This window comes from Catelliglobosispora koreensis DSM 44566 (genome assembly GCF_000379685.1).
Taxonomy (GTDB): domain Bacteria; phylum Actinomycetota; class Actinomycetes; order Mycobacteriales; family Micromonosporaceae; genus Catelliglobosispora; species Catelliglobosispora koreensis.
This window is the reverse complement of sequence record NZ_KB903272.1, coordinates 422,670-448,139: the sequence shown is the minus strand read 5'-3', so window position 1 is coordinate 448,139 and position 25,470 is coordinate 422,670. Positions and strand designations below refer to the sequence as shown.

Sequence of the window (25,470 nt, the reverse complement as noted above, 5' to 3'; positions counted from 1 at the left end):
CCTATTACTGCACGGGTTTCCACTGCCGCTCCCCCATCACGCACGGCCGGCCCATGTGCCTGTTCGACCATGGCCGCCCTCCATTCACGACGCTGAGACTTTTTGCTTCAGCGCAGAGGCGCGACACCTAACCAGGGACAGCAGGTCAGAGCACCTGCCTAGGGGCGCGGCCGGTGCTCTCACCAGGAAAAATGTTGCCGTACTGTTACATGTTCTATGTTGTGCGATATAGCTGATGCTGGTTGGTGTTTACCTCTCCAGTGCGAGGCTAGGCGGCCGAGGGCGGTCCGGTCAAGAACTCATGATCGGACACCAAGACGGACTTATCCCGTTTCTTCGTAAGCGTCAGGATCTATCAGCTCTGCTAACTCCGCATCACGCGTGGCCAGGGCTTCTTTTACAGCTCGGACGGCCACCCCGCCGGGGTATCCCTTGCGGGCAAGCATGCCGACGAGACGGCGGAAAACCTGTTCTGGCTCCCCGCGTGTCGTTCTGAGCTTCCTCAATGCGAGGTCGAGGGCCGTCTGCGCCTCAGTATCTGAATCCAATTCGGATAGTGCGTTCGTGGCGACCTCTTGGTCGACGCCTTTGCGGCGCAACTCCTGCGCTAAAGCCCTGGTCGCGAGGCCTTTGCTGTGATGACGGCTGTTCACCCAGGCCCGGGCGAACGCAGCATCATCGATCATGCCGACTTCGCTGTAGCGATCGAGAACGGCACTGGCGACCTCGTCGGCGACACCGCGCTTGCTCAACGCGGTCTGCAGCTCAGCACGTGTGCGCGGGCGGACCGCCAGCTGGCGCAGGCAGATCTCCCGGGCGATCTCCTCCGGGTTACGTGGCGCGTCCTGCGCTGGCGCGGGCTTAGCCGACCAAGGCAACGCCTTTGCACGCCGACCGGAGCCGTGCCCATCACCGGTCGCGGCACCTTGATCCTCATTGACCGCATCACGTTGGGACCAGGGCAAACCCCCGTCTCGCGACGGGAAGCTCTCTTCGGCCGACTCGCTGCCAGGTGTGTCACGACGAGACCAAGGCAGGCTCTTGCGTGACCTCTTCGTGCCTGACGCGGCGGGCCAAGCGTCTTCGCCGGGTGGGGGCTCCTCATCAGCGGCCCAAAGCAGCGGTTCCCCGGCAGGAAGGCTGGGACTGTCCGTCTTGGAACGTCGCCGTTTAGGGGCTGGGGGTTTGGCGTCCCAGCCCCTGCCTGTGCGAGCCATCTAGCTAGAAGTCGACCGGCGGAAGAACCGGGCCGCTGGCCGCGTCGGAGGCGTTGATGCCAACGCCCAGCTTCTCGAGGATCTTCTTCTCGATCTCGGAGGCGACGTCTGGGTTTTCCTTGAGGAACTCCCGCGCCTTCTCCTTGCCCTGGCCAAGCTGGTCGCCTTCGTACGTATACCAAGCGCCAGCCTTGCGGATAATGCTCTGCTCAACACCAACGTCGATGAGCGAGCCCTCACGCGAGATGCCCTTGCCATACATAATGTCGAACTCGGCCTGCTTGAACGGCGCCGACATCTTGTTCTTCACGACCTTGACGCGGGTGCGGTTACCCACGACTTCGGTGCCGTCCTTAAGCGACTCGATGCGGCGAATGTCCAAACGCACCGAAGCGTAGAACTTGAGCGCCTTTCCACCGGTCGTCGTCTCGGGCGAGCCGAACATGACGCCGATCTTCTCGCGCAGCTGGTTGATGAAGATCGCCGTCGTGCCGGAGTTATTCAGCGCACCGGTGATCTTGCGCAGCGCCTGGCTCATGAGCCGGGCCTGCAGACCCACGTGACTGTCACCCATCTCGCCCTCGATTTCGGCGCGAGGAACGAGCGCCGCGACAGAGTCAATGACGATGAGGTCAAGGGCACCCGAGCGGATCAGCATGTCGGCGATCTCTAGCGCCTGCTCACCGGTGTCGGGCTGGGAAACCAGCAGCGCGTCGGTGTCGACACCGAGGGCCTTGGCGTATTCGGGGTCGAGCGCGTGCTCGGCGTCGATGATCGCGGCGATGCCGCCACTTCTCTGAGCGTTAGCGATCGCGTGCAGGGCAAGGCTCGTCTTACCAGAAGACTCCGGACCGTAGATCTCCACGATGCGGCCGCGCGGCAACCCTCCAATGCCGAGGGCGACGTCAAGCGCGATGGAACCGGTCGGGATGATCTCGGTCTGCACCGTGGGCCGCTCGCCCAGGCGCATGACGGAGCCCTTGCCGAACTGCTTATCGATCTGTGCGAGCGCTAACTCAAGCGCTTTACTTTTCGCATCAGTCTTTTCAGGCTTCTCAGGTGCTGTTGCCATTTTCGCGGCCACCTCTTCAACTACGGGTGTCTTTGCTTGAGCCCTCTTCGTCACAAGTCACACGCTAATCCTCGGGTCTGACATTCCGATGGAGAGCCTAGACGAACAGATGTTCGATCTTAACGCAGGCGCGCCGGAACGCGATCGGCATACTGCGAGCAAACCGCACGCCAAACCGTGTGTACATCAACACCGTCAGCTAGCGCCGCCTTGATGGTCCGGTCGCCTAGCTGAGAAATCACCTGATCAGTGGCCACACTGGAGGCATAGGCCTGCCCGAAGACCGTATTCATCCGCTCCCAGAAGTCTGTCTGCCGCACCCGGCCAGGCTACATTCCGGAGGGTGATCATCCGAAATGCTGCCCCGGCTGACCTACCCACCATCGGCGAGATCGACGCCCTGTCGCAGATGTACGCCTACCAGGACGTCAAGCCGGCCGAATACCTCGCCACGCTCACCCCGCAAGCACGCACCGAAGCGTGGACGGAGCGGCGGGCCAACGAGGCCGACACCCATCACCTGCTGGTCGCCGAGGAAGACGGCCAGATCAAGGGCTTCTGTTACGTCGGCCCGGGACAGGATCCCGCGATCGGTGACCTCTACGCGCTGTTCGTCCACCCGGACGCGCTAGGTGGTGGCGTCGCTAAGCCGCTGCAAGGCGCGGGCCTAACCGTCCTGAGTGGACTTGGCTACCGCCGTTTTCTGCTTTACGTCGCGGAGCAAAACCACCGGGCCAGAAGGTTCTACGAGAAGACCGGCTGGTACGCCGAGGGCGAGGGCTTCGAGTCACGTGGCGCGAAGTTCCTGAAGTATTTGCACGACTAGGACTTGGCGACAGCCGGCTCCGGGAGCGGGCGCAGGGCGAGGGCGATCAGCGGAAGCGTCGCCAGCGCGGCCAGCAGTGTCAGCACGGGATAGCCCGAATATCCAACAACGACACCGGAAACCAGGCCCGCACTCGCCCCCGTCATGCCCGTGGCCAGGTCAGCGAGTCCTTGTGCGGGTGCTTTCAGCTCGACGGCGATCGACTCTGAGAACAGCGTCGAGCCCGCCACCATGGTGCCCGACCAGCCCAAGCCCAGCAGCACCAACGCGAACGTCAGCTGGCCGGTGCGATCGCCCGCGGTTCCGGCGATGGCGCAGGCCGTTATCAGGATGGCGATGCCAGACAGGATCACGGGCCGCCGGCCCAGCTTGTCGGTGAGCCAGCCGACCACGGGCGACAAGCCATACATGCCAGCGATGTGCGCGCTGATGACGATGCCCACGATCTTCAAGGTGTCCGCTGGGGTGTGCGTCTCTCCAATGTGGAGCGGCGTCATGGCCATCACCGCCACCATCACCAGGTGCCCGATCGACATCGACGAGATGCCCAGCCGTGCCGCCGGGCTCGCGAGAACGGCCCGCCAGGCGACTTTCAAACCTAAGGACTCCTTGGGAGTACTAGGTGAAAGCTCTTTGGAAAGCATGAGTGGATCGGGGCGCAAGAAGAGCACGACAGCCGCGCCACCGATGAGAAACGACAGCGACGCGAAGGCAAACGGTGCCGCGAGTTGCGGAACGCCCGGCAACGTCTGCCCGATCGGGGCGGCCAGCAGCGGCCCGATCACGGCGCCGAGCGTGGTCGACCACACGACCAGTCCCAGGTCGCGTCCCCGCTTCTCCGGTGTAGCCAGGTCGATCGCGGCATAGCGCGCCTGGAGCTTGCCTGTGTTCCCGGAACCGAAGAGGAAGAAGCCCAGGAATAGCAACGGAAGTGAGTTCCAGAGCGCTGAGCACAGCACCGCCACCCCGCCCACACTGCCGACGAGGTAACAGACCGCCAACCCGGGACGGCGGCCTTTTCTTTGCATGAGCGCCGAAGCGGGGACGGCCATCAGCGCTCCGCCGACCACGGCCGCGCTCTGCGCGACACCGGACAGCGCGGTCCCAGCCATGTCCTTGGTGAGCAGGGCACCCACGGAAATTCCCATCGCTACGCCGAGACCAGTGATGATCTCCACGAGCATGAGTAAACGGACAGTACGCGTCTGAACACGCTCTACATGAGGGGCCACGGGTGTCGAACCTACAGGCGAAGGGCTAGGCTGGCCCAGCAAACGTGAACCCCCCTCGACCGGAGGACCGTCTTGACCACCACCCCTACCGAGTCGCGCGTCATGACCGCCGAAGAGCGTGAGCAGTTCGAGCGCGACGGATTCGTGATCATCCGAAACGTGCTCACCCCGGATGAAGTGGCGCATTACGCGGCTGCGGTCGACCGGGTCTACGCCGAGCACGAGGCTCTCGGCAAGCTCGGGCCGGACAAGTCGCTACACAAGCTCAGCGCCGTGGCCTCGTGCCCGGAGCTCGCCGGTCTTGTCGACCACCCCAAGGCGTTCCCCATGGTGTGGAGCACGATGGGCTGGAACGTGCACGTTTACCACTCACACCTCGACGTGCACCCGCCGATCCACGAGCCGAAGCCCTTCCGCTTCGAGTGGCACCAGGACGGCGGCCGGCAAAACCGTGAGATCGAGACCAACCCGCGCCCGCGGCTGTCCGTCAAGCTCGCGTTCTGGCTGTCTGACGTCTCCGAGCCCGGCCGGGGCAACTTCAAGGTCGTCAAGGGCTCGCACCTGACGAACCGCATCGATGGCCCGCCGCGCCGCGACATCGAGTGGCCTGACCCGGAACACGCGATGGAAGTTTGCGCCAACGCTGGCGACGCTGTCTTCTTCGACCGCCGCATCTGGCACGCGCGCTCCAACAACTACTCCGACCTGACCCGCAAGGTCGTCTTCGTCGGCTACACGTACCGCTGGGTCGCCATCCGTGACGAGGCTGTGTCTCCCACGGTCGCCGCCGGCCTGACGCCCGTGCAGAAGCAGCTCGTCGGCGCCTTGGACGAGGGCCGCGTGCACGACCCGATCGAGGGCGGCGACCACGCCTGGGGCCACTTCGAGAAGGAGGTCCCGCTCTACCGCGACCTCCACGAGCGCGGACTGCTCGACTCGAGCTTCCCTTACCTGATCCCGTAATCCTCCTCGCTCAACGAAAGCCGGTGTCCCACATGGACACCGGCTTCTTCCATCCCACGGCCCCTTCCGCGCCTTCCCTTCCGCGCCCGCCCCCGCCACGCTCTTCCCCGCGCCGCGTGCGCCGCGCCGCGCCACCTTCCGCGCCGCGTGCGCCGCGCCACCTTCCGCGCCGCCCGGCCCTTCCGCGCCCGCGTCGGCGATCCACCACCGTCACTGGTGATCCACATCCTGCTGGACGTGATCAACAGGCGGTTTGATCACGTCCAGCAGGATGTGGATCTCGCGTAGGGATGTGGATCACGATGAAGCGGCTAAGGCGTCAGCGAACGGATCGCCTCGACGACAGCCGACGGCGCGCGGAACGGCAGGAAGTGGTCGACGCCCGGCAGCGAGACGAGGCGGCAGCCGGGCATCCGGCGGGCAGCCTCCAAATTGGACTCCACGAGGGGCGGATAGTCCAGGTCACCGATGAGCAAGGTGGACGCAACGCTAAGCGCCTCAAGGTTTTGCCATGCGTCCCCGGTATCCGAGATCTTGTCTCCGCCCCGGGACCAGCCCTCGATGCCGCCGCGCAGAAGGTCGACTGCTAGCGGATCGTCACCCGCGCGACCCCAGATGCTCATGCCCCGCGCCACGGGATCGGCTGGTGGCGTGTGATCCCACGGCAAGTCGTAACCGGAGATCCCGGGAGCGGCGAGCACCAGGCCGGCCACGCGGGACGGGTGCGAGAGGGCCACGTCGAGCGCGGCTCCCCCGCCCATGCTTAAGCCCACAAGGAGAGGACGGTCGAGGGACAGCTCATCTAGTACCCCCAAAAGGTCTTCGGACAAGGAGAAGGTCGTAGTCGGACGCGCCGAACAGCCGAAACCCCTGGCGTCAAAGCGAATCAGCCGGTACGAGCCGGAAAGTTGCCGCCACACCCGGTCCCAGATGCGGCTGTCCGCCATGCCGGCGTGGACGAACACGACGGGCTGCAGATCCGGCTCGCCAGTGTCTTGTGCCCAAACGAATCCGTCGCGCACGTGCACGATGTATTCGTCTTCGCGCAGCGGTCCGGTCCGGGCGTTGCGCAGGCGGATGCCGCTGAAGTCGAGTCCGCTTTCGATGACTTGATGCCACCACGGCCAGATGTTGTGCGTGAGGCGCAGTTCGATGCCGGCCTCTTCGTGCAGCTTGAGCAGGTCGCCTAAGTGCGTTGGCGGACCGAGCGGGGTCACTGGCACCGAGCTGACCATCGCGTGACCGATGTCCTCGAACGTGTCGGCGGGCAGACGGTAGGCGTAGACAGGGGTCTCCTGCATGGCAGGCAGCCAGTCGTATTCAATGACGTGTACGCGGGACACGCCTGGACCGAGCAACGAACTGTCCGAAGTAGACGGCCGGCCCACGCCATGCCACGTGGGCACATCCGTGGAAACCAGTAGTCGGGTGCGCGTTCGTAACCCACAGCCCAGACACGTCCATCGATGGGCTCGAAGCGGGTGATCGTCGGGTCTTCGGAAAAATGCAGTACTTCACCGGGATCAGGGCGCATGCTACCTGCCTAGCACGCCACGCAACTCGTTTTGTTCGGCTTCGGCGATGACGTCAGCGATCCGCTCAGCTTCGCGCTTGTCCAGGGTCGAGACCGTGATGCGGACCGCGGGCGGACTCACGAGACGATATGACCGCCCCGGCAACACGGCGAAACCGTTGTCCCGCAACGCGGAAACGACACTGAGCTCATCGCGGACCGGGATCCAGACATTGATACCAGTGCGCCCGTGACCGGTGATCCCTCTGTCAGCCAACGCGGTCAGCAGCATGTCACGGCGCGCGGCATAGGCGGCCGAGGCAGACGAAACGTCGAACGTGTCCCACAGGTGCAGCAGTTTGCGTTGCAGGATCGTGGACACCCAGCCGGCGGTCAGCCGCATGCGCCCTTCCACGCGCGACACGGTCTCGGGATCGCCTGTCAGCACACAGCACCGCAGATCCGGCCCGTACGGTTTGGAAGCGCTGCGAACGAAAGCCCACTGTGCGCCCGCGTCGGCGATCGGGTGCAGGGGCACGCCCGCTAGCTCAGCCGCATGGTCGTCCTCGATCACGAGCAGGTCTTTGATGAGTGGCCTAATCACGGCTGCCCGCTGAGCGCTGATCGCGGCACCCATCGGGTTCTGCGCGCGTGCCGTCACGATCAGCGCACTGACGCCCTTGTCCAAAGCGGACAGTATGCCGTCGAGTGTCGGCCCTTCATCGTCAACGGGCACGGGAACGGGCACAAGTCCTTGCAGCGCAAGGATATCGAAGCAGGCGGCCCAGCCCGGATCTTCCACCGCCACCTTGTCACCCGGCCTTAGATGTGCCATCAGCACGCGGTCGATCGCGTCAGCGGCACCATTGACGACCGTGATCGGGGCGTCGAAAGGCAACCGCTTGCCAGCCGCGGCTTTCAGCTCAGGCAACACGCCACCGTCGGAGTAGTTGGTCTTAACCGGGAGCAGCTTCACGTCGGGATATCCGCTCGCCAGATCACGCAGGTGCGACGGGATGGACAGCGGGCGGGCGCTGCGCAGGCCGGCCACAGGTGGCTTCTCCCGGATGCTGGTGCCATTGCGGCCAGCCGTGGTGACAATCCCTCGCTGCCGCAAGCGTTGATAGGCCGCCGCGACGGTGGCAGGGCTGACATTGAGCTCACCGGCGAGCGTGCGAACCGGGGGCAGCAAAGCACCCGGAGCTAGCGCCTGATCGCGCACTCCGGCCTCGATGCTGGCGGCGATCGCGGTTGCCGTGTCGCCACTGATTCGATAATGTACTACCACAGTTACAGTAATGTACTAGAACAAAAGGCGGGCGGCAAATGTTTGCGCAGACCGAACGGACAACCGCGCTACGTATGCGCGACCGGATGCACTACGACCGCGATCTGGCCTACGCGATCATCGACGAGGCGTGGCACTGCACCCTTTCCTTCGTGGTCAATGGCGAACCACGTGCCCTGCCAACGCTTGTCGTGCGCATTGACGACACCGTTTATTTCCACGGCTCCACGGGCTCCCGGCCCTATCTCATGCCCGGTCTAGCGGTCTGCATGACGGTGACGCACCTCGATGCCCTAATCCTGGCTCGCTCACAGTTCCACCACAGCGCCAACTACCGCTCGGTCGTGGCTCACGGCGTGACCGTGCCCGTCGTCGATCCCGCGCGCAAACTCGCCGTGTTAGCGGCCCTGGTCGACAAGATCGCTGACGGACGCTCCGAGCAGTCCCGCCCGCCCACAGCCAAAGAACTCGCGCAGACCGCCGTGCTGGCGCTCAAGCTCGACGAAGTCTCGGTCAGGGCCAGGACAGGCGGCGTGAACGATGACGAAGAAGACCTCGGATTGCCTTACTGGGCCGGCGTTCTGCCCACCCCAGTCACCAAACTGGCGCCCATTCCCGCGCCCGGTGTCGAAGCCCGCATGCCCGGCAACCTGGGCGTCAGCCGCTGGCAAGAACGCGTGACGCTGCGCGGCGACCACGTGATCCTCGAACCCTTGCGCGACAGCCACGTTGACGAGCTGTTCGCCGCGATCGGCGATGACGACGTGGTGTGGCAGCACATTCCGGTGCCCTGTCCAAAGACTCCCGCTGAGGTGGCTGGCTACATCTCGGGGTGGCTCGCGACCCCGAATCGCCTCACGTTCCTGCAACGGTCCGCCCGCACCGGCGACGCGGCCGGCGTGACGTCGATCCTGGTTGAGGAAGGCACACAGACGCTCGAAATCGGCGGCACCATCATCGGGCGCAAGCACTGGCGTACCGGCCTTAACACCGAAGCCAAACTTATGCTCCTCGAACACGCCTTCGGCAATCTGAAGGCCCGCCGCGTCTCGTGGCAGACCGACGTGCTGAACCTGCGGTCACAGGCGGCCATCGAACGCCTCGGTGCCGTGCGCGAAGGTGTCCTGCGCGCCAACCGAAACCGCAACGACGGCACGGCGCGCGACTCCGTTATTTACAGCATCGTCGCCGCAGAGTGGCCAAACGCACAGTCGGCATTACGGGCCAAGCTGCGTCAGGATTAGCTCATGCTTGGCATCACCGACCTCTCGACTTACGTGATCGGCACGATCGCGATCATCCTGCTGCCCGGGCCTAACTCGCTCTATGTGCTGAGCACTGCCGCGGCCCGCGGCGTCCGCGATGGTTACCGTGCCGCCGCCGGAGTCTTCCTCGGTGACGCCATCCTGATGATCGCCTCAGCGGCGGGGGTGGCTTCGCTCCTGAAAGCCTTCCCCGCCCTCTTCTTGTTCATCAAGTTCGGCGGCGCGGCTTACCTGGGTTACCTGGGCATCAAGATGATCATTGGGGCTCTCCGCCGGAAGTCATCTTCAGATGCAGATGTCGCGCCCGCACTCGATACGACCAACCCGTTCCGCCGCGCCTTCACCATCAGCACATTCATGAACCCGAAGGCGACGCTGTTCTTCATCTCCTTCTTCATCCAGTTCGTCGACCCGTCCTACGCCTATCCCGCGCTGTCTTTCCTCGTGCTCGCGGTCATCCTGCAAATCGTCAGCATGCTCTATTTGACGATGCTCATCTTCGCGGGCAGCAAACTAGCCGACGCCTTCCGCCGCCGCCGCAAACTCGCGGCCACCGGAACAGCCGCCGTCGGAGCGTTGTTCGTCGGCTTCGGACTCAAGCTCGCCACCGCGACCCTTTAAGAGCAACATTTTTCCGATGTCCGCCGTGGTGGCGGCCGTCCCTCCCGCGAGGCCCTCAAGGTCCGCGCGCCCCGGGCTTCTTCCGCGTGCCGTCACCCTCGCGCGCTCGCTCGGCTTCAAGGCTTTGGCCCACAACGGGACGCTCGGATCGTTCTCGCGCGGCTTCCTTGGGCCTGTCCTACCGGTCCGGTTCCTCCACACCGGAGTGCTCGCTCGTTCCTCCCGCCGTGGCGACATAGTCGAGATCGACATCCCAAAGCGAGATCCACATCCCACGAGACGTGATCAGACTGCCTGTTGATCACGTCTGCGGGGATGTGGATCACGAGTGGGGCGGGCAGGCGCGCGCGGGCAAGCCGTTGGCGAGCGGCGCTTTGGCGGGCAAGCCGTTGGCGAGCGAGCCGTTGGCGAGCGGCGCTTTGGCGAAACGTGGCGCGGTGAGGCGAAACGTGGGAACGCCAAAGGGAGCCGGAAAGGCGGAGAAAGGGAAGCAGGAGAGCGGGGAGAGTCAGGAGAGGGCGGGTTCGGGGATCAGGAGGTCTTCTCGGCCGAGGTCGCGGAGGATGTCGTTGACGACCCAGAGTCCAAGGTGGACGGGACGCACCACGAAATAGTGCACGGCGGCACGCACACGGGCGCGGTCGACGGCACTAGCGCGAATGGTGTCGGCTATTAATTCCTTGAGTCTGGCCGCGATGCGTGTGGCCAGTGCGAGCTCGTGATGGTCACGGCGCGCTTCAAGCCTGGCGAGATGGCCGTCCAGCTGTCGTAGCAAGACGTCTGATTCGTGCCCAAAACTGCGTCGATCACCCATAACGTCGGACCTCCCACTCCGTAATGGCTGGGTTACCAATCGTGAGCAAAACCCTACGCGAATCACCCAACCCGGGCAAGTGTGCTGTCCGTTCGGCCATGTCACACCCACCAGGCAGGATGGATTGCGTGATGGATGACTTCGGTGCGGCGACCCGCGCCTGGTTCGAGGCGGTGTTCGCTGCGCCCACGACGGCGCAGTCCGGCGCCTGGGCAGCCATCAGTAAAGGTCATCACGCCCTGGTAGTTGCCCCGACCGGCTCAGGTAAAACCTTGGCGGCCTTCCTATGGGCACTCGATCGGCTGACGCATGAGCCGGTTCCCGAGGCGGGCAAGCGCTGCCGTGTGCTCTATGTCTCCCCGCTAAAAGCCCTGGCTGTGGACGTCGAGCGCAACCTGCGGGCTCCGCTGACGGGCATCACACAGGCCGCCTCCCGGCTCGGGCTGGCCGCGCCTGACGTCACCGTGGGCATGCGCACGGGCGACACACCGGCCGACGAGCGCAGGGCGTTTCAGAAGCGGCCCCCAGACATTCTCATCACCACGCCCGAGTCGCTTTTCCTGTTGCTCACATCGCAGTCCCGAGAATCGTTGCGCAGCATCGAAACCGTCATCGTCGATGAGGTCCACGCGGTGGCCGGCACCAAACGTGGCGCGCATCTCGCGTTGTCGCTTGAGCGGCTAGACGCGTTGCTGCCCAAGCCAGCCCAGCGCATCGGGCTCAGTGCGACCGTTGAGCCAGTCGAGATGACGGCCCGTTTTCTGGGCGGGGCGATGCCGGTGCAGGTGGTGCAACCCAAGTCGGCCAAGACTATTGAAATCAGCGTTGAGGTCCCCGTCGAAGACATGACGGCCTTAGACGAGGGCCGCGCCGAGGATGAGGGCCCGCGCCGGGCATCGATCTGGCCAGCGGTCGAGCAGCGCATCTACGAGCTCATCAAGGAGCACCGCTCCACCATCGTTTTCGCGAATTCAAGACGCGGGGCCGAGCGGCTGTGCGCCCGGCTCAACGAGCTAGAGACGGAATATCAGCCGCCTGACCAGCCACCTGCGCAGATCATGGCGCAGTCGGGGCAAAGCTATGGCACGCCTGGGCTTATCGCCCGGGCACACCACGGCTCGGTGTCCAAAGAAGAACGCAAACAGATCGAAGAAGAGCTGAAGTCGGGCCGCCTGCCCGCTGTCGTGGCCACCTCCAGTCTGGAGCTTGGCATCGACATGGGTGCGGTCGATCTCGTGGTGCAAGTGGGCGCGCCTCCGACGGTCGCGGCCGGGATGCAGCGTGTCGGCCGGGCCGGCCACCAGGTGGGTGCGGTCTCCAGAGGCATCGTGTTTCCGGTCCACCGCGGCGATTTGCTCGCGTGCGCGGTGGTGGCGCTGCGCATGATGGGCGGAAAGCTTGAGCCCATTGACTATCCGCACAATCCCCTTGATGTGCTCGCGCAACAGCTCATCGCGATGACGGCCCTCGACGAGTGGACGGTGGCTGACGCTGCCGCGCTCGTCCGCAAAGCGGCCCCGTTCGCCGAGCTGCCCGAGTCAGCTTTGCACGCTGTCCTCGATATGCTCGCGGGGCGTTATCCCTCAACGGCTTTCGCTGAGCTGCGGCCACGGATCGTTTGGGATCGCGCGACTGACAAGCTGACGGGCCGTCCGGGCAACCAGCGGCTCGCCGTGACGAGCGGCGGGACGATCCCTGACCGGGGCCTGTTCGGTGTTTTTCTCGCTGGCGCAAGCAAACCGAGCCGGGTCGGTGAGCTCGATGAGGAGATGGTTTACGAGTCGCGCGTTGGTGACGTGTTCGCCCTGGGCACCAGCTCGTGGCGGATCGAAGACATCACTCCCGACCGCGTCCTCGTGACGCCTGCCCCCGGACAGTCAGCTCGGTTGCCGTTCTGGAAAGGCGACACGGTGGGACGCCCGGCCGAGTTAGGCAAGGCGCTTGGGGCGTTCCTGCGCAAGCCTTCCACCTTGGACACGCTGGAGCCGAGCGCACAAGCCAATCTGACGGCCTATCTCGACGAGCAACGCCAGGCGACAAAGCACCTGCCCGACGACCGAACTGTTGTGGTGGAACGGTTCCGCGACGAGCTGGGCGACTGGCGGATCGTCGTGCACAACATCCTTGGCGCCAAGGTGAACGCTCCATGGGCTTTGGCGATCGGCCAGCGGCTGCAGGAGCGGTTCGGTGTGGACGCTCAGGTCCATGCGGCCGACGACGGCATCGTGGTGCGCTTGCCCGAGACCGCCGCGGAGCCGCCCGAGGCGGAAGTCTTCGTGTTCGATCCCGAAGAGATCGAGCCGATGGTGGCCGAAGCCGTTGGCGGATCAGCGATGTTCGCGGCACGGTTCCGTGAGTGCGCGGCCCGGTCCCTTCTTCTGCCCAAGCGTGACCCGGGTCGGCGGCAGCCGTTGTGGCAGCAGCGGCAAAAGGCCGGTCAGCTACTCGAGGTCGCTCGTGACTATCCCGAGTTCCCGGTCACGCTTGAGGCCGCTCGCGAGTGCTTGCAAGATGTCTTTGATTTGCCAGCGCTCGTCGGGCTCATGCGTGACATCGCTGGCCGCAAAACAAGAATCGCTGACGTCACCACCCCGCAGCCGTCGCCCTTCGCGCGGTCGCTCCTGTTTGGATACGTCGGTGCCTTCCTCTATGGCGAAGACGCCCCGCTAGCGGAACGCCGCGCCGCCGCCCTGGCTCTCGACCCGACACTGCTCGGTGAGCTGCTCGGCCGGGTGGAGTTGCGTGAGTTGCTCGACCCGGCCGTGATCGCGGAGACAGCGAGGCGGCTCCGCTGGGAAGGCCGCACGATCCGTGACGCGGAAGACCTAGCCGAGATGTTGCGCCAGCTGGGCGATCTGTCCGAAGTGGAGCTTGGCGAAGCCGCGGCCTTCGCCCCAGAGCTGGTGCGCAGTGTCCGTGCGCTGAAGGTCAGGATCGCGGGCCAAGACCGGTACATCATCGCCGAGGACGCCGGGCGATACCGGGACGCCCTTGGAGTGGCGTTGCCCCCTGGTCTTCCCGCCGCCTTCGCTGCCCCGGCTCCGGATCCGTTGCCTGACCTCGTTTCGCGGTACGCCCGCACGCACGGCCCCTTCCGCGCAGACGAAGTGGCGGCACGGTTTGGCATCGGCATCGCCGTGGCTGACCACACCCTGCGGCGGCTCGCCGCCACGGGTCGCGTGGTGTCTGGAGAGTTCACTCCGGCTTCCGACGGCGGTCACGTCGAGTGGTGCGACGCTGAAGTGTTGCGTTTGCTCCGCAGGCGCAGTCTCGCGGCGCTACGCAAGGAGATCGAGCCGGTGCCGCCCAGTGTGCTCGGCATGTTCTTGCCACGCTGGCAGCACATCGGCGCCCACGCCACCGGAATCGACGCGGTCGCCGCAGCGATCGACCAGCTTCAGGGAGTGCCCATCCCGGCGTCAGCGCTGGAGAGATTGGTGCTGCCAGCACGGGTCAGCGACTATTCACCGTCCTACTTAGACGAACTGTGCGCGACAGGTGAAGTGATCTGGTGCGGCGCGGGTTCCATCCCTGGTGGCGACGGTTGGGTCAGCCTGGCTTTCGCCGACTCGGCTCACCTGCTATTACCGCCAGCACTCGAGTTCACGCCAAATCCCTTGCACGAAGCCATTCTTGGAGCCCTCAGCGAAAGCGCCATGTTCTTCCGGCCGCTATCCGACCGCATCGGCGCTGTTGACGACAGCGACCTTGTCACGGCGGTGTGGGATCTGGTGTGGGCCGGGCTGATCGGCAATGACACCTTGGCTCCCGTGCGTGCCCTGCTCGCAGGCGGAACGGGTGCCCACAAGGCCAAGGCCACTCCGGTCCGGTCCCGGATGGGCAGGCCTGGCCGGCCCCGCATGCCGTTACGCTCCGGCCCACCTAGCGCCTCTGGGCGCTGGCATCTGCTGGAGCCACGCGACCTCGATCCCGTTAAGCGGGCTGCCGCGACAGCCGACGCTCTGCTGGAGCGCCACGGTGTAGTGATCAAGGGCGCCGTCGCCGCCGAGGGACACCCCGGCGGATTTGCCGGGGTCTATCCCGTGTTCGCCGCGCTGGAGGAGCGCGGGGCGGCCAGGCGGGGCTATTTCGTCGAAGGTCTCGGTGCGGCACAATTCGCGCTGCCGGGAGCGGTCGACCGGCTGCGTGCCCTGGAGCCCAACGGCCGCGCTGTGGTGCTGGCCGCCACCGACCCGGCAAACCCCTACGGTGCGGCCCTCCCCTGGCCCTCAGCGCCCGGCTCAGACCTCGCGAGCGGCCACTCGGCCGCCACAAGCGGGCAGACGGCAACGCGTGGTGGCGCAACAGCCAGTCAGCCTGGGAGCGCAAAGGCAGGAAGGCCAGCTCGGGACGTGGCAGGCGTCACGACGGCCGAAGCCAAAACGGGGCACCGGCCAGGCCGCAAGGCGGGAGCGCTAGTGGTGCTGGTCGATGGCGAACTGGTGCTCTACGTTGAACGGGGCGGCCGGACGCTACTGTCCTTTAACGACGATGACGGCCTGCTTATCAAGGCAGCACAGGAATTGGCCGCCGCCGTCAAACGTGGAGCGCTCGGCGTGATGAGTGTGGAACGGGCCGACGGTGAAACGATCCTGGGCAGTGGCCTGGGCAAAGCGCTCGAATCAGCAGGTTTCAGAATCACCCCACGGGGATTGCGCTTAAGGGGTTAATCAGGGTGGTGCAAGCTGACCGGCTAGTGGCATGCTGCCGGAATGACCGGCACCACCCCTGCCACCGTCCCGGCCAAGAAACGCGACGTCTACGTCGATTTCCTGCGGGCTTTGAGCCTCATCATCGTCGTGCTCTGGCACTGGGCGTTCACGATCCTCGAGTGGGACGCTGACGGCCCCCACGCGACCAGTCCACTCGGGTTCACTAAGGGACTCTGGCTCGCGACGTGGCTGTTTCAGGTGATGCCGTTGTTTTTCTTCATCGGTGGCTTCGTTCACTTGCGCACCTGGAACAGGGCGCACGAAAACGGCGTTCCGATGCGGAGTTTTATCTGGAAACGGGTGCGTCAGCTCCTCGTACCAGCAACGGTTGTTTTGATTGTGTGGATCGGCCTGGGGTCGCTGATCGGCACGTATTTCAATCTCACCGGCGTTTATCAGACCGTCAAGCTGGTCGTGAGCCCGTTGTGGTTCCTGGCGGTTTATCTGTTTCTCATCCTGATGCTGCCGATTTCCCTTTGGCTGCACCGCAAAGCCGGTTCGCTGGCGCTCGTGTGGCTCGCTGGCGGCGCGATGGTGGTCGATGTGATCCGCTTCAAAGGCGGGTACGACGAACATGGCCCGTTCAACATCGGCTGGATCAATATGGTGCTCGTGTGGGGCCTGGCGCATCAGGCCGGCTTCTTCTATCAGAAGGTCGTCGATGCCCCGCGCCATAACGACTGGGCGATCCTGTGGACCGGTTTGTTTGGCCTGATTGGCCTGGTCGGATCAGGGCTATATCCGGGCAGCATGGTTGGCGTGCCGGGTGAACGGTTCTCCAACATCGGCCCGCCCACGTTCGTCATCGTGTCGCTGCTGCTGTTCCAGATCGGTGTCGCGGAGCTCCTGAGACCGGGCATGGTCAAACGACTCGAACGTCCAAAGTGGAAGAAATTTAGCGAAACACTTAACGATTTCGCTCTCCCGCTTTATCTCGTGCACAGCACGGGCATGGCGATTTTCTTGTTCGTCGTGTGGCTCGCGTTCGACTACGACCTTAAACAGCCAGCTCACGTGGACTTGGGGTGGTGGCTGACCAGACCGTTGGCGATCATCGGGCCGCTGCTGTGCACGATTCCCGTACTTTGGCTTTTCCGCCGCCTCCAAAAACCTGGCCGTGAGGCGGTAGCGTCGGAGAGTGCCTCCGCTTAGCTACGTTTCGCTCACGACAGACTACGGACTGTCAGATGGCTTTGTGGCGTCCTGCCACGGCGTGATCGCCCGGATCGCCCCTGCCGCAAGGGTTATCGACGTGACCCACATGATCGCGCCCGGTGACGTGACGCGCGCGGCCGCGGTGCTCGCACAGACCGTGCCTCACCTTCCGCCTTCGGTGCATTTGGCTGTCGTGGACCCGGGTGTCGGCACGGACCGTCGCGCGATCGTGCTCCAAACCCCCAATGGCCTGCTCACCGGGCCGGATAACGGGCTGCTGATCTGGGCGGCGGACGCGCTCGGCGGCATTACCAAGGCCACGGAACTGTCCATTCCCGATAAGGCCTCGCGCACGTTCCACGGCAGGGACGTCTTCGCGCCCATCGCGGCCCGGCTGACGCTCGACGGGCAAGCCGAGGGCACGTTGCTCGACCCGGCGACGCTCGTGCGGCTGCCCGATCCGGTCGTGGCGCTCGGCGACGGGTGGATCGACGCCGAAGTGCTGACCATCGACCGCTTCGGCAACGTCCAGCTGGCGGCTCCGGCGTCGTACCTTCAGCAGCTGCCTGACAACGTGACCATCGCGGGCGTACGAGCCATGCGCGGGCAGACGTTCGCTGACGCGCCCAGCGGCGGGCTGGTCGTGTTCGGAGACTCAGCCGGGCACCTGGCCGTGGCCGTGAACGGCGGCCGGGCGGCGGTCATGCTGGCGGTAAATCCAGGGGATGTCGTGCGCATTCGCTAGGTAACTTCGGCGAAAACCCCATAACGGGCATCCGACTTTGTATACGGTCGGCATGAATCATCCGATATGGGGGAAGCGATGGACATCACGCAAGCTTTGAACGACATGTGGCGCTCGGTGCTGCTGTTCGTGCCCAAGGCCGTTGGGTTCCTGGCCATCATGCTGGTCGGCTGGATCATCGCCAGGGTGATCCGCAAACTGGTCATGAAGGGGCTCCACGCGCTCAAGTTCGACCGCGCGGTAGACCGCGGCGGCATCGCACGGATGTTCCAGGGCAGTAAGTACACGCCTTCGTCCATCCTTGCGGCGCTGGCGTACTACGCGGTGCTCCTGTTCACGCTTCAGCTGGCCTTCGGCGTATGGGGCCCGAATGCCGTGTCTGACTTGATTCGCGGCATCGTCAGCTGGCTGCCTAAGGCATTCATCGCGATAGTTATCGTCGTCGTGGCGGCCGCTATCGCCGGTGCGGTCCGAGACCTCATCTCCAACGGTCTCACGGGCTTGTCGTACAGCCGGATGCTCGCGAACGTCGCGTGGGCCTTCATCGTCGGCCTGGGCATCATCGCCGCGCTCAACCAGATCGGTGTCGCCACGGCGATCACCACGCCTCTGCTCGTCGCGACACTCGCGACCCTGGGCGGCATCCTGGTCGTAGGCGTAGGCGGCGGCCTCATCAAGCCCATGCAGGCACGCTGGGAGAAGGCGCTGGACAAGGTGGAGACCGAGTCCACGTCGGTGCGCAACAAGATGCAGTCCAACATGGCTGGACGGCGCGACACCAAGGAAGCCTTCGCCGCTGGTGAGAGCGTGACCGCGGCCGAGACGGAGCGGATCAGACGGCAGTAACGCTCGGCAGATAGCCGAGATCGCTAGCCAGTCCGCAAACGGAAGCCAAGCGCAGGCTCAGCCAATGCTGGGTCTGCGCTGGCATGTCATGGCAGGCGTACTCCGCGGCCACTTCCACGACGCCACGGGCGTAGGCAGCGAGGTCTTCGAGGTCGAGCCAGCCAGCTCCGGGGCCGATAGCGTCGCGGACCGCGGCACCATGCTGATCCAGCGCGGCGAGCAGACCGGGCGCAGGGGCGGTGATATCAGGCCACAGCACTTCCCGCTGAACCAGGCCAAGGAAAAATCCCGGCTGCTCCATGGGGTCGGCCGCAAGCCTATTCACCAGCTCCTTCATGGGCGGCAACACTACGCCCTAAGCAAACAAATGTGCCCCAGGCCGTGACCCGGAGCACATTTCTTTGCTTGCTATCTAGACGCCGGTGAGTTCCCTGCCACGTGCGGAACCAGAACCGTTGCCAGGCCTGATGTTGCGGGCCCGCAAGGTCGTCCGCAGCGGGGTATCCCGGCGAACAGTGACCGTAACCTGTCCGTCCTCTGCCCACACCGCAGTGGCCGGCTCCTCCACCCTGGGTGCGGGTGTAGCGACGGGCTGCGGGACAAGGACGCCCTCTACCTGCTCAGCCAGGGCGACAGTGTCGCTGACGTCCTGGAGCACTTCAGAGAGCCGTGCGCCTAAGGCGTCACAAATCGAGGCAAGCAGTTCGCTTGACGCTTCCTTCTGGCCTCGCTCGATTTCGGACAGATAGCCCAAGCTGACGTTCGCCGCGGTGGACACCTCACGCAAGGTGCGGTGCTGTCCTTGGCGGCGGGCGCGCAGGGCGTCGCCGATCACTCGACGCAAGAGCACCATGGCGCACCCCCTATATGTCTAGCCGACGGTTATCACCGGCGGCTTGCCATGAACCGTACCCCTTCTCCGGCGTATCGACACCCCGCCCCGCCGCAACAATCTTTATGATCGTAGATGTTATGACTCAGGTCACAATGGAGGACTCAAGGAGCGCCAGAACCGCATCTACCGCTGCTTGGCGAATGGTCTGCCGGCCGCCGGAAAGGGTCAGGTGCTCAACTTTACGCTGCGGGCCGTCGATTGCCACAAAGACAACTCCTTCGGGTACGCCGTCTTGCGCCCCCGGCCCAGCGACGCCGGTGGTCGACAATCCCCAGGTCGCCCCACAGCGCTCACGTGCCCCAGCAGCCATCTGGCGGGCCACTTCTGGGTGCACAGGCCCGTGCTCAGCGAGCAGGTCAGCGTCCACCCCAGCGAGCGTGTGCTTGAGATCGGTGGCATAGGTCACCAGCCCGCCCCGAAACACTTTGGACACCCCGGGCACGCTGACGATAGTGGCCGCGAGCAGGCCTCCCGTCAGCGATTCAGCGACCGCGAGCGTCTCGCCCCGAGCCGCCAATGTCGCGATGAGACGGTCAATCATGCCTTCGCCAGCCATTCCGCGTGCGTTGACTGTTCGCGCTCCCATAGCGGTGTCACCGCGTCAGCGTCGACGCCGAGAGCGGTCAGGCACTCCTGCCATTGGTGCAGCGTTTCCATGGTTTGCGACCGCTTGCCCGATTTATCGACAGTCGTCAAAACTAGTCCGCGCAGGGCAGCAACCTCACCCGGCAACCGGACCTGTGCGGTCAGAAACTTCATGAAGCTCGACTCGGGCGACGTCGACTGAAACTGGTGTGCCGCAACGAAATCGTCCAAGGAGGCGGCCGCCGACTCAAACTCCATGGCAGCAAACGACCCCTGCACGTCGTGTGTGAACCGCCAGCCGTCGAAACCTGGAGCGGCATCAAGCGCATAGCGGAACGGACCCTGCACATATTCGTCAGGCACCAGGGGCAGCGGAGCGTAAATCGCATCGCCCAGGCCCGCGTCAACGAGCCACGGCGGACCGTCGAGGTCGTGCACCACGAGCACCAAGTGGTTGAGATTCGGCCGCTCCTGAGCATCATGGCGCCACACGTAACCGCGATGCGGCGTCACCGAGAAGCCCAGCTCACGCAACAGCCACGCGAACGCGCCGTTGAGCTGAAAGCAATAGCCACCACGTCTTTGCACGATCCGGCGCACCGACTCGACGGGATCAAGGGTGCCGGGCCGCCCGAGCATGATGTCGACGTTGGCGTAGACCACTTTGGACACGTGGGCCCGGTGCAACTCGGCTAGATAGGCGGCCGAAGGAGGCTGGTGTGCGACGCCGAGCAGGGCTAAATACTCACTGAGCACCGGCGGCCTGCCGCAAGCGGTAAGCCGCGATGACGTAGTCAACACCGGTCACGACGGTCACGACGAGGGCGGAGAACATCAGCACCGGTCCGGCATATGACCACGGCGTGGGGAAGGGGAACAGGTACCACGTGATCGCCCCGATCTGCAGCACCGTCTTGAGCTTGCCGCCACGGCTGGCTGCCATCACGCCCCACTTCAGCACATAGAAGCGCATCAGCGTGATGCCCCACTCGCGCACGAGGATCACGAGAGTCACCCACCACGGAAGCACGCCATAGGCGCTCAGCAGAATCAGCGCCGTGCCCGTGAGCGCCTTGTCAGCGATCGGGTCAGCGACCTTGCCAAAGGAGGTCACGAGGTTGAAGCGCCGGGCCACCCAGCCGTCGACGTAATCGGTGAACGAGGCGACCCCGAAAGCGATCGCGGCGGCGATCCGTAACCCAGGGTCGGTCATGCCAGACATGATTACCAAGACCACGAACACGGGCACGAGCACAATGCGGACCACCGTCAGCACATTGGCCGCGTTGAGAACCGGCACCTTGGTAATGGGCACGGGACCTACGTTAACCACTCATTACGACAGCGGAGAGCATCGCCACCGGCTCTGCAACCAGATCGACACCTTCGGCACGGACGACTTTAGCCCGCACGAGATCACCAGGCTTGAGTGCGGCCGCGTCGAAACCGCCGGTCAGGGTCGTCGACCCGTCCACTTCAGGGGCCTGATGCTCGGCGCGGCCCTCGGCGACACCGCCGATGACAGCGTCCACCATCACATCAATTTCGGTGCCGATGCGTTCCTCGGCGCGTTGCGCGCAAAGTTCTTCCGACAGCGAAAGCACTTTCTCGTAACGCCGCTTAATCGTGGCGGCCCCGACCTTCTTGTCAAAGCCGGCGGCTTCCGTGCCGTCCTCATCGGAGTAGTCAAAGACGCCAACCGCGTCCAGCCGCGCCTCGCTTAGGAACCGGATGAGCTCCTCGACATCGGCTTTGGTCTCACCCGGGAAGCCGACGATGAAGTTGCTGCGGGCACCGGCCGCCGGGTTGAACTTGCGAGCCGATTCGAGAAGGTCCAAGAATCGTTCCGTAGAGCCAAATCGCCGCATCCGGCGCAGGACCGGCTCGGAAGAGTGCTGGAACGACAAGTCAAAATAGGGTGCGACCCCGGGCGTGGTGGCGATCACCTCAACGAGACCGGGGCGGGTTTCAGCCGGCTGCAGGTAGCTCGCGCGCACGCGCACGATGCCCTTGACGGCAGCCAGTTGCGGCAGCAGCTTCTCCAGCGCGCGAGGATCACCGAAGTCCTTGCCGTAAGAAGTCGAGTTCTCGCTCACGAGCACCAGTTCGCGAACCCCGCTCTGCGCCAGCCATTCAGCTTCGGCGAGCAATTCATCGGGGGTACGCGAGACGAACGCACCCCGGAAACTAGGAATAGCACAGAACGAACAACGGCGGTCACAACCGCTGGCGAGCTTGAGTGACGCGACCGGGCTCTTGTCGAAGCGGTGCCGCAGAATCGGTTTGAGATGCGCGGGTGTGGCACTGTCCACAATGGTGTGTCCAGGAACGACGACCTTGGCGGCCTTACGCTCCACCGGCGCGATCGGCAGCAGTTCACGGCGGTCCCGCGGAACGTGTGCCTCCACCTTCTCGCCGTTAAGCACAGCGTTAAGCGTGGCCGAGATCGTCGGATAATCGTCAAAACCCAGCACGGCGTCAGCCTCGGGCAAGCTCTGCGCCAGGTCCCGCCCGTAGCGCTCCGCCATGCACCCGGCAGCGACCACTTTGGCACCGGTCTCCGAGGCGGCAAGCAGCGTCTCAATCGAGTCTTGCTTGGCCTTCTCAACGAAGCCACAGGTGTTCACCAACACCACGTCAGCCTTCGAGCCATCGGTGCTGACCTGCCATCCATCGCCAGCAAGACGGGCCGCTAGCTCCTCGGAGTCGACCTCGTTACGGGCGCACCCGAGGGTGAGCAGGGCAACAGAGGGCTTACGGGCTTCGGTGGACATCCACCCAGGTTACCCGCCCCAAACATCGGCCTCCCGTGCGCTTCCCCACCTTCCCCCACCCGTGCACCCGCTTCCCACCCACCTTCCACCCACTTCTGTCCCCACCTCATCCCTGCTTCCCCACCGCTCCCTCTGCTTCCCGACCTCCTCTGCCCGATGGTGCCCGCCTGCTCCCCTACTCCTTGCTTCCCCGCCGCTTCCCGCCCCCGCCGCCCCGCATTGCCCGTCGCTCCCCTGGCTTCCGCGCCGCTTCCCGCCCCCGCCGCCCCGCATTGCCCGTCGCTCCCCTGGCTTCCGCGCCGCTTCCCGCCGTCCGCCATTGCCGCCTCTCCAGCCACCGTGCCCGCTGCAACTTGAGATCCACATCCCTCTAGGCGTGATCCAAAGCCGATTCGATCACGTCCCAAAGGTTGTGGATCACCGATACGGATGTGGATCTCGATGAAGTGCGACCCGAACTAGAACCGCCAGAAGTAAACGGAGCAAAAGGCAGCGGTGGAAGCAGGGCATCTCCCGGGATGCGGGACGCGAAGCCAGGCCAGCGGAACAGCACGGCGCGGGAAGCAAATGGCGCGAAGCCGAGCGCGGGAAGCACGAGCCGCGACGCAAGGGCGGCAGAGGAAGGGAAAGGGCGGGCGAGGAAGTGGCGGCGGCGAAGGGCGCGAAAGGAGGAGCGCGAAGCGGAACGGCGCAAGGGGCGGGAAGCGGAAACAGGCAAGGCGAAAGGGCGCGAAAGGAGGAGCGGAACGGCGCAAGGGTGGGAAGTGGGGTGTGGCGGAAGCAGAACGCGGGGAGCAGGTGGCGCGGGAAACCATGGGAGCGCAGGCCAAGCGGGACAGCGAGGCACAGGGGATGTAAATGCCGAAGGTTTGTAAAGAGCCCGGGAAGCGCGGACAGGGAGGTCCTCGCGGGAGGAACGGTCGCAACCATGTGCGGCGTCGGAAATAAAGGCCCTGAACGTCTTGGCCCACGGCCGCGAGCGAACAGGCATAAACCAAAGCCCGCACCGCGACCAAGATGAAGCCGCGGTGCGGGCCGGATCACCCACGTGGAGGAGAAATTACGGTGCGTGGGTGGCGGTGATCTGGGTGAACTGCCAGTTGTTCTGGGCGATGCCCGAGCAGTTCGACACGACGCCGCCGCCGGGGCAGGGGCGGTCGCGGTTGACCGACCAGAAGGCCAGGCGCGGGATGTGCCGTGCGGTGGCCCAGTTCTTGATGTCGGTCCAGTGCTGGATGGACGTCATTTCCTGCTGGTCTGACAAGCCGTTCATGCCCGACAGGCCCATCTTGCGATACGCCTGGTCGTCGGTCCAGCCATAGGCGGCCTTGAGTGCGTTCTTGAGGCCTTCGGCGGCGGAAGTGGTGCAGGTGAACATGTTTCCGGTGCAGCCGAAGTCGAATGGCATGATGGTGAAGTTGTCGATGTTGGCTTGGAGCGCTGCCGACTGGTTGATCAGACGGGTGCCCCAGAAGTTCGGGCCGGTTGTCGACGTGCCGAAAGTGATGATCGTCTTGATGCCCGGGTTGTTCTGCTTGACGATCTTCAGCGCGTTGAGGATGCGGTCCTGGACGACCTCGTTTTCGAACTCGTCCGTGTTTTCGATGTCGATGTCGATGAACTTCAGGTTGTACGCGTTGATGACCTGCTGGTAAGCGCCAGCCAAAGCCGCCGCTGACGAACAGTTCGGCCCGAGCTTGTTGCCGCTCCAGCCACCAAACGAGATTTGGATGTCGCCACCGTTGGCCCGGATCTGGTTGATGACCTGCTGGTCAACACCGCCGGTCAGTGGACGCTGGCTGTCCCACATCGGGGTGCAGCCGCCGCCAGAAAGCATGAACGCCATCGTGAACTGCTTGATGCCGGTCGCGCTCATGACGGTGGAAACCGATGGCGGGTCGCCCCAGCCGAGGTACAGATACGGCGCAGCCATCACGCCGGCAGACGGGCACCCTGAAGTGGAGATGGTGACAGAGTTGCTGTTGCCAGATTCGCCACTGGAGTTGTAGCCGCGCACGGTGTACGTGTGCGAAGTGCATGCGGCCAAACCGCTCACGGTGCCGGACAGGCTCGACGTCTGCAAACGTTGCGTGGAGCCTTCGTAAATCCGGTATCCCGTAACGGTTCCCGACGACGTGCCCCACGAGAACGACGCGCTGGTCGACGTTACGCCCGTTGACGCGAAGTTAGGCGGAACGCCGGGAACGCCAGCGCAACCGGTCGTGGAAACGGTGATGGAGTTGGAGTTCGCCGACTCCCCCACCGAGTTGTAGGCACGCACGGTGTACGTGTGACTTGAACAGGTTGCCAGCCCACTGATCGTGGTGCTGAGGCCGGTGACCTGCGCTCGCTGCGTCGTGCCTTCGTAGACGCGGTAACCCGTGATCGTGCCGGAGCCCGCTGCCCAGCTCAAAGAAATCGAGCTGTTCGTCTGTCCCGTGGACGCCAGATTGCTTGGCGCGCCAGGGACCCCGGAGCCGCCCTGGCCCTGCAGCGAGATGCTGTCGGCGTAGTACGTGCCTTGGCCGTACCAGCCGTGGAAGTAGATCTGCGCGGTCGTCCCGCTTGCCGTGAACGTCAGCGACAGCTGCGTGTAGGACGATCCGCCCGGGGTCCACGTCGCCGCGCCACCGGTAACGCCGAGGTAGGTGTAGTTACCCCGGAACCAGCCGGACAGCGTGTACGAAGTGCCGCTCACGAGACCACTGACGTTCTGGGTGCACTTGGCATTGTCCGAACTCGACGCCGCACCCGCCAGCGCCCGCGTGCCCGCCTGAACCGGCGTGGTCACGATGGAGCCGAGGTTACCCGTGCATGACCAGGGCGACAGTGACCCGGATTCGAATCCGCCGTTGACGGCCAGCTCAGCGGCCTGCGCCGCCGGGCTTCCAAGAAGGGTGCCGGACACCACCAGTGCCAGCACGAGGAGAATACGTTTCACGTTGCT

23 protein-coding genes and 1 pseudogene are annotated in these 25,470 nt (G+C 64.7%); 9 read left to right on the top strand and 15 right to left on the bottom strand.

The window, feature by feature from the left end:
- Positions 1-323: 323 nt before the first annotated feature.
- The 3 genes from A3E1_RS48545 to A3E1_RS0124835 all read right to left on the bottom strand — a co-directional run bounded on the left by A3E1_RS48545 (position 324) and on the right by A3E1_RS0124835 (position 2,609).
- Positions 324-965: a regulatory protein RecX gene (locus tag A3E1_RS48545; protein WP_020523498.1), complete on the bottom strand. Its 642-nt coding sequence runs from the start codon at positions 963-965 to the stop codon at positions 324-326.
- Between the two features lie 256 nt (positions 966-1,221).
- Positions 1,222-2,289: a recombinase RecA gene (gene recA, locus A3E1_RS0124840; protein ID WP_020523497.1), complete on the bottom strand. Its 1,068-nt coding sequence runs from the start codon at positions 2,287-2,289 to the stop codon at positions 1,222-1,224.
- Positions 2,290-2,408: 119 nt separating this feature from the next.
- Positions 2,409-2,609 carry a DUF3046 domain-containing protein gene (locus tag A3E1_RS0124835; RefSeq protein ID WP_020523496.1) on the bottom strand — a complete coding sequence of 67 codons (201 nt, stop codon included), beginning with the start codon at positions 2,607-2,609 and terminating at the stop codon, positions 2,409-2,411.
- 23 nt (positions 2,610-2,632) lie between these two features.
- On the opposite strand from A3E1_RS0124835, the gene A3E1_RS0124830 reads away from it, so the two are divergent.
- Positions 2,633-3,115: a GNAT family N-acetyltransferase gene (locus tag A3E1_RS0124830; protein ID WP_020523495.1), complete on the top strand. Its 483-nt coding sequence runs from the start codon at positions 2,633-2,635 to the stop codon at positions 3,113-3,115.
- Here the strand turns inward: A3E1_RS0124830 and A3E1_RS0124825 are convergent.
- Positions 3,112-4,299 (bottom strand): MFS transporter, encoded by a 1,188-nt coding sequence (locus tag A3E1_RS0124825; protein WP_020523494.1) that lies wholly within the window; start codon positions 4,297-4,299, stop codon positions 3,112-3,114. The genes A3E1_RS0124830 and A3E1_RS0124825 overlap by 4 nt on opposite strands.
- A 120-nt stretch (positions 4,300-4,419) precedes the next feature.
- Here A3E1_RS0124825 and A3E1_RS0124820 point away from each other — a divergent pair, with 120 nt between their 5' ends.
- Both A3E1_RS0124820 and A3E1_RS47365 read left to right on the top strand, forming a co-directional pair.
- The gene (locus A3E1_RS0124820; protein WP_020523493.1) at positions 4,420-5,310 is read left to right on the top strand and encodes a phytanoyl-CoA dioxygenase family protein; all 891 of its coding nucleotides are present in this window, start codon (positions 4,420-4,422) and stop codon (positions 5,308-5,310) included.
- 147 nt (positions 5,311-5,457) lie between these two features.
- Positions 5,458-5,598 carry a hypothetical protein gene (locus A3E1_RS47365; RefSeq protein WP_020523492.1) on the top strand — a complete coding sequence of 47 codons (141 nt, stop codon included), beginning with the start codon at positions 5,458-5,460 and terminating at the stop codon, positions 5,596-5,598.
- A gap of 23 nt (positions 5,599-5,621) precedes the next feature.
- Here the strand turns inward: A3E1_RS47365 and A3E1_RS48020 are convergent, their stop codons facing one another.
- The 3 genes and pseudogenes from A3E1_RS48020 to A3E1_RS0124805 all read right to left on the bottom strand — a co-directional run bounded on the left by A3E1_RS48020 (position 5,622) and on the right by A3E1_RS0124805 (position 8,111).
- Positions 5,622-6,653: an alpha/beta fold hydrolase gene (locus A3E1_RS48020; protein WP_020523491.1), complete on the bottom strand. Its 1,032-nt coding sequence runs from the start codon at positions 6,651-6,653 to the stop codon at positions 5,622-5,624.
- A 95-nt stretch (positions 6,654-6,748) separates the two neighbouring features.
- Positions 6,749-6,844 (bottom strand): annotated as a pseudogene (locus A3E1_RS49210) (DUF6886 family protein); the annotation flags it as partial.
- 1 nt (position 6,845) lies between these two features.
- Positions 6,846-8,111 (bottom strand): aminotransferase class I/II-fold pyridoxal phosphate-dependent enzyme, encoded by a 1,266-nt coding sequence (locus tag A3E1_RS0124805; protein WP_020523490.1) that lies wholly within the window; start codon positions 8,109-8,111, stop codon positions 6,846-6,848.
- 38 nt (positions 8,112-8,149) lie between these two features.
- Here A3E1_RS0124805 and A3E1_RS0124800 point away from each other — a divergent pair, with 38 nt between their 5' ends.
- Positions 8,150-9,355 carry a bifunctional pyridoxamine 5'-phosphate oxidase family protein/GNAT family N-acetyltransferase gene (locus A3E1_RS0124800; protein ID WP_020523489.1) on the top strand — a complete coding sequence of 402 codons (1,206 nt, stop codon included), beginning with the start codon at positions 8,150-8,152 and terminating at the stop codon, positions 9,353-9,355.
- 3 nt (positions 9,356-9,358) lie between these two features.
- On the top strand, positions 9,359-9,997 hold the full coding sequence (gene leuE / locus A3E1_RS0124795) for a leucine efflux protein LeuE (protein WP_020523488.1): 639 nt from the start codon (positions 9,359-9,361) through the stop codon (positions 9,995-9,997).
- 508 nt (positions 9,998-10,505) lie between these two features.
- On the opposite strand, the gene A3E1_RS0124785 is transcribed toward leuE, so the two are convergent.
- On the bottom strand, positions 10,506-10,811 hold the full coding sequence (locus A3E1_RS0124785; RefSeq protein ID WP_020523486.1) for a hypothetical protein: 306 nt from the start codon (positions 10,809-10,811) through the stop codon (positions 10,506-10,508).
- Positions 10,812-10,942: 131 nt separating this feature from the next.
- Here A3E1_RS0124785 and A3E1_RS0124780 point away from each other — a divergent pair, with 131 nt between their 5' ends.
- The 4 genes from A3E1_RS0124780 (at position 10,943) to A3E1_RS0124765 (ending at position 18,269) form a co-directional block, all read left to right on the top strand.
- Entirely contained in the window at positions 10,943-15,481 is a 4,539-nt protein-coding gene (locus A3E1_RS0124780; RefSeq protein WP_020523485.1) for an ATP-dependent helicase, read from the top strand.
- A 42-nt stretch (positions 15,482-15,523) separates the two neighbouring features.
- On the top strand, positions 15,524-16,675 hold the full coding sequence (locus tag A3E1_RS0124775; RefSeq protein WP_020523484.1) for an acyltransferase family protein: 1,152 nt from the start codon (positions 15,524-15,526) through the stop codon (positions 16,673-16,675).
- A complete protein-coding gene (locus A3E1_RS0124770) occupies positions 16,662-17,423 on the top strand; it encodes an SAM hydrolase/SAM-dependent halogenase family protein (protein WP_020523483.1) in 762 nt (253 codons plus the stop codon). The genes A3E1_RS0124775 and A3E1_RS0124770 overlap by 14 nt, the downstream gene beginning before the upstream one ends.
- Before the next feature lie 78 nt (positions 17,424-17,501).
- Positions 17,502-18,269 (top strand): mechanosensitive ion channel family protein, encoded by a 768-nt coding sequence (locus tag A3E1_RS0124765; RefSeq protein WP_245571349.1) that lies wholly within the window; start codon positions 17,502-17,504, stop codon positions 18,267-18,269.
- Here the strand turns inward: A3E1_RS0124765 and A3E1_RS41885 are convergent.
- From A3E1_RS41885 to A3E1_RS0124725, 7 genes are all read right to left on the bottom strand, one after another.
- A complete protein-coding gene (locus A3E1_RS41885; protein WP_157631715.1) occupies positions 18,256-18,606 on the bottom strand; it encodes a DUF6401 family natural product biosynthesis protein in 351 nt (116 codons plus the stop codon). The genes A3E1_RS0124765 and A3E1_RS41885 overlap by 14 nt on opposite strands.
- Before the next feature lie 75 nt (positions 18,607-18,681).
- Positions 18,682-19,122 (bottom strand): helix-turn-helix domain-containing protein, encoded by a 441-nt coding sequence (locus A3E1_RS0124755; protein ID WP_026208809.1) that lies wholly within the window; start codon positions 19,120-19,122, stop codon positions 18,682-18,684.
- Between the two features lie 124 nt (positions 19,123-19,246).
- On the bottom strand, positions 19,247-19,705 hold the full coding sequence (locus A3E1_RS0124750; RefSeq protein WP_157631714.1) for a CinA family protein: 459 nt from the start codon (positions 19,703-19,705) through the stop codon (positions 19,247-19,249).
- A complete protein-coding gene (locus tag A3E1_RS41880; RefSeq protein WP_020523478.1) occupies positions 19,702-20,505 on the bottom strand; it encodes an arylamine N-acetyltransferase family protein in 804 nt (267 codons plus the stop codon). Before A3E1_RS41880 ends, A3E1_RS0124750 begins: the two co-directional genes overlap by 4 nt.
- Positions 20,495-21,064 carry a CDP-diacylglycerol--glycerol-3-phosphate 3-phosphatidyltransferase gene (pgsA, locus tag A3E1_RS0124740; RefSeq protein WP_020523477.1) on the bottom strand — a complete coding sequence of 190 codons (570 nt, stop codon included), beginning with the start codon at positions 21,062-21,064 and terminating at the stop codon, positions 20,495-20,497. Before pgsA ends, A3E1_RS41880 begins: the two co-directional genes overlap by 11 nt.
- A gap of 10 nt (positions 21,065-21,074) precedes the next feature.
- Positions 21,075-22,523, bottom strand: a complete 1,449-nt coding sequence (gene rimO / locus A3E1_RS0124735) for a 30S ribosomal protein S12 methylthiotransferase RimO (RefSeq protein WP_020523476.1) — start codon at positions 22,521-22,523, stop codon at positions 21,075-21,077.
- A 1,060-nt stretch (positions 22,524-23,583) separates the two neighbouring features.
- Positions 23,584-25,464, bottom strand: a complete 1,881-nt coding sequence (locus tag A3E1_RS0124725; protein ID WP_026208807.1) for a fibronectin type III domain-containing protein — start codon at positions 25,462-25,464, stop codon at positions 23,584-23,586.
- Positions 25,465-25,470: the final 6 nt, after the last annotated feature.

Coding starts and splice junctions, on each gene's coding strand:
- A3E1_RS0124780 (WP_020523485.1), top strand. CDS start 10,943: ATGGATGACTTCGGTGCGGCGACCCGCGCCTGGTTCGAGGCGGTGTTC.
- A3E1_RS0124800 (WP_020523489.1), top strand. CDS start 8,150: ATGTTTGCGCAGACCGAACGGACAACCGCGCTACGTATGCGCGACCGG.
- A3E1_RS0124755 (WP_026208809.1), bottom strand. CDS start 19,122: ATGGTGCTCTTGCGTCGAGTGATCGGCGACGCCCTGCGCGCCCGCCGC.
- A3E1_RS0124775 (WP_020523484.1), top strand. CDS start 15,524: ATGACCGGCACCACCCCTGCCACCGTCCCGGCCAAGAAACGCGACGTC.
- A3E1_RS0124825 (WP_020523494.1), bottom strand. CDS start 4,299: ATGCTCGTGGAGATCATCACTGGTCTCGGCGTAGCGATGGGAATTTCC.
- leuE (WP_020523488.1), top strand. CDS start 9,359: ATGCTTGGCATCACCGACCTCTCGACTTACGTGATCGGCACGATCGCG.
- A3E1_RS41885 (WP_157631715.1), bottom strand. CDS start 18,606: ATGAAGGAGCTGGTGAATAGGCTTGCGGCCGACCCCATGGAGCAGCCG.
- rimO (WP_020523476.1), bottom strand. CDS start 22,523: ATGTCCACCGAAGCCCGTAAGCCCTCTGTTGCCCTGCTCACCCTCGGG.
- A3E1_RS0124750 (WP_157631714.1), bottom strand. CDS start 19,705: ATGATTGACCGTCTCATCGCGACATTGGCGGCTCGGGGCGAGACGCTC.
- recA (WP_020523497.1), bottom strand. CDS start 2,289: ATGGCAACAGCACCTGAGAAGCCTGAAAAGACTGATGCGAAAAGTAAA.
- A3E1_RS0124765 (WP_245571349.1), top strand. CDS start 17,502: ATGGACATCACGCAAGCTTTGAACGACATGTGGCGCTCGGTGCTGCTG.
- A3E1_RS0124785 (WP_020523486.1), bottom strand. CDS start 10,811: ATGGGTGATCGACGCAGTTTTGGGCACGAATCAGACGTCTTGCTACGA.